This window comes from Frankia sp. CcMO1 (assembly GCF_977945845.1).
Genome location: NZ_CDWTMG010000384.1, coordinates 1 through 2,871, shown reverse-complemented (window position 1 = coordinate 2,871; position 2,871 = coordinate 1). Strand labels below are relative to the sequence as shown.

The 2,871-nt window shown below is 71.5% G+C and carries 2 protein-coding genes; both read left to right on the top strand.

Annotated features, from left to right (window positions below; all coding sequences use genetic code 11):
* The first annotated feature begins 322 nt into the window (after nucleotides 1-322).
* Nucleotides 323-1,477, top strand: a complete 1,155-nt coding sequence (locus tag AC08OU_RS24175; RefSeq protein ID WP_476602384.1) for an isopenicillin N synthase family dioxygenase — start codon at nucleotides 323-325, stop codon at nucleotides 1,475-1,477.
* Nucleotides 1,401-2,774 carry a bifunctional o-acetylhomoserine/o-acetylserine sulfhydrylase gene (locus AC08OU_RS24170; RefSeq protein WP_476602385.1) on the top strand — a complete coding sequence of 458 codons (1,374 nt, stop codon included), beginning with the start codon at nucleotides 1,401-1,403 and terminating at the stop codon, nucleotides 2,772-2,774. Before AC08OU_RS24175 ends, AC08OU_RS24170 begins: the two co-directional genes overlap by 77 nt.
* The last annotated feature ends 97 nt before the right edge of the window (nucleotides 2,775-2,871 follow it).

Genomic DNA, 2,871 nt, shown 5'->3' with positions numbered 1-2,871 from the left:
GAAGACAAGCCTAGAGGGAGTTACCGGGCTCATGGGAGTTACCGGGTCGGCTGTAGGGCAGGCTCGGTGCCGGTAGCCATCGGCGGGGTCGTGGCCGTGAGCGCGGAACCGGCCCCGCCGGGTCACCGGTCGGAGCGCCACAGCCGCCGGAACAGCTCGTAGTTCTCCCACGGCTGCGCCGTAGCGGCGCTACCCTGGCGCGGGACAGGCGACGGGCGGACGAACGTCACGGACGCTCCCGGGGCGCGGCGGTGTCGAGCAGCCGCGCGAGCCGTCAAGGCGAACCCGGCATGAGGCCCGCGGCGCAGGGAGGATTCCGACGATGACAGGCGGCTTCGCCCACCAGGCGAACCGGGTCGCCCCGGCCCGGACGCTGCCCACCCTCGACATCGCTCCCTTCCGGACCGGCGCCACGAACCGAGGTGAGTTCCTCGCCGCCCTGCGCGAGGCCTGCCACGGCCCGGGGTTCTTCTACCTGACCGGACACGGCGTCCCGGCCTCGCTCACCACCACGATCCTCGACGTGAGCCGCCGGTTCTTCCAGCTGCCCGAGGCGTCGAAGCTGGAGATCGAGAACATCCACTCGCCGCACTTCCGCGGGTATACCCGGCTCGGGCACGAGATCACCCGGGGCCGCCCCGACCTCCGCGAACAGATCGACATCTCCGATGAGCGCCCGGCCCGTGACCTCGGCCCCGACGATCCGGTCTACCTGCGCCTCGACGGTCCCAACCAGTGGCCCGCGGCCCTGCCCGAGGTGCGTGACACCGTGCTCGCCTACATGGCGGAGCTGGGCCGGCTGGGCCGGATGCTGGTCCGGGCGTTCGCCGAGTCGCTGAGCCTGCCCGCCGACCACCTCGACCAGACCTTCGCCGACGAGCCGCGCTCGCACCTGAAGCTGATCCGGTACCGACCGGCGCCGCCCGGCTTCGGCGACGGCTACGACCAGGGAGTCGGGGCGCACAAGGACGGCGGCTTCCTCACGTTCGTCCTCCAGGACCACGTCCGCGTGCTCCCGGAGCGGGCCCCGGCCGGCGGGCCGGGCGGGCCGGGCGAGCCGGCGGTGGGGGCGGCCGGCCTGCAGGTGGCGGACGGGGCCGACGGCTGGATCGACGCGGTCCCGGAACCCGGCGCGTTCGTCGTCAACATCGGCGAGATGTTCGAGCTGGCGACGCGGCGCTACTACCGGGCGACCGTGCACCGGGTCGTCAGCCCACCATCGGGCCACGAGCGGGTGTCCGTGGCGTTCTTCTTCGGGCCGCGGCTGTCGGCCACCCTGGAACCGGTTCCGCTGCCGGGCGAGCTGCTCCGGCAGATCACCGACGCGCCCCCGCCCGATCCGCACAATCCGGTCTTCGCCCAGCACGGGGTGAACACCCTCAAGAGCTGGCTACGCAGCCATCCCGAGGTGGCGCGGCGCTACTACGCCGACGCCGACGCCGAGCACCCCAAAGGACCCAAAGGAAAAGCCCTGTGACGACGATCCCCCCCCGGGTCGAAGCTTCGAGACCCGGCAGCTCCACGCCGGAGCCGCCCCGGACCCGGCGACCGGCGCGCGCGCCGTGCCGATCTACCAGACGACCTCCTTCGTGTTCGACGACACGCGGCACGCGGCCGAGCTGTTCTCGCTGGCCGAGGTCGGCTTCACCTACACCCGGGTCGTCAACCCCACGCAGGACGTCTTCGAACAGCGCATCGCGGATCTGGAGGGCGGGGTCGCGGCCCTGGCGACCGCCAGCGGCCAGGCCGCCCAGTCCCTGGCGGTGCTGAACCTCGCCGCCGCCGGGGCGCACCTGGTGTCGTCGACCTCGCTGTACGGCGGGACGTACGCGCTGTTCAGGAACACGCTGGCGGAGTTCGGGATCGAGACCACCTTCGTCGACGACCCGGACGACCTCGACCTCTGGCGCGCGGCGATCCGGCCGAACACCGCCGCGCTCTACGGCGAGACCATCGGCAACCCCCGTGGGAACGTTCTCGACGTCGCCAGGATCGCCGAGGTGGGGCACGCCGCGGGGGTACCGCTGATCGTGGACAACACCCTGGCGTCGCCGTACCTGAGCCGCCCTCTCGAACACGGCGCCGACATCGTGGTGCACTCCGCCACCAAGTTCATCGGCGGGCACGGGACGTCGATCGGCGGTGTCATCGTCGACGGCGGGCGTTTCGACTGGGGCAACGGCCGTTATCCGCGGTTCACCACACCGGATCCGGCCTACCACGGCCTGGTCTTCCTCGACGCGTTCCCAGAGACCGCCTACATCGTGCGGGCCCGCGCGCGGCTGCTGCGCGACCTGGGCCCGGCCCTGTCCCCGATGAACGCCTTCCTGCTGCTCCAGGGGCTGGAGACGTTGTCGCTACGGATGGAGCGGCACAGCGCGGGCGCGCTGCGGGTGGCACAGTGGTTGTCCGAGCGGGACGAGGTGATCTGGGTCGCCTACCCGGGCCTGGCGTCGAGCCGCTGGTATCCGGCGGCCCGGCGCTACCTGCCCGATGGTGCCGGCGCCGTGCTGGCCTTCGGTATCCGCGGTGGTGGCGCCGCCGGGCGGGCGTTCATCGAGGCCCTCGAACTGCACAGCCATCTCGCCAACGTCGGGGACGTCCGCTCGCTGGCGATTCATCCGGCGTCCACGACCCACGCCCAGCTCACCCCCGCCGAGCAGGCCGACAGCGGGGTGAGCGAGGAGCTGATCCGCCTGTCGGTCGGCATCGAGGGGGTCGACGACATCCTGGCCGACCTGGAAAAGGGCTTCCGCGCGACCAAGGGGCGCTGACCGGATTCAGCATCCGCCGCACTGCGAAGAGCCCAGTATTTCACTAGCTCTATCGACAAACTCTACTTACCCCACTAAGTTTGCCTGCTAGGGCCTG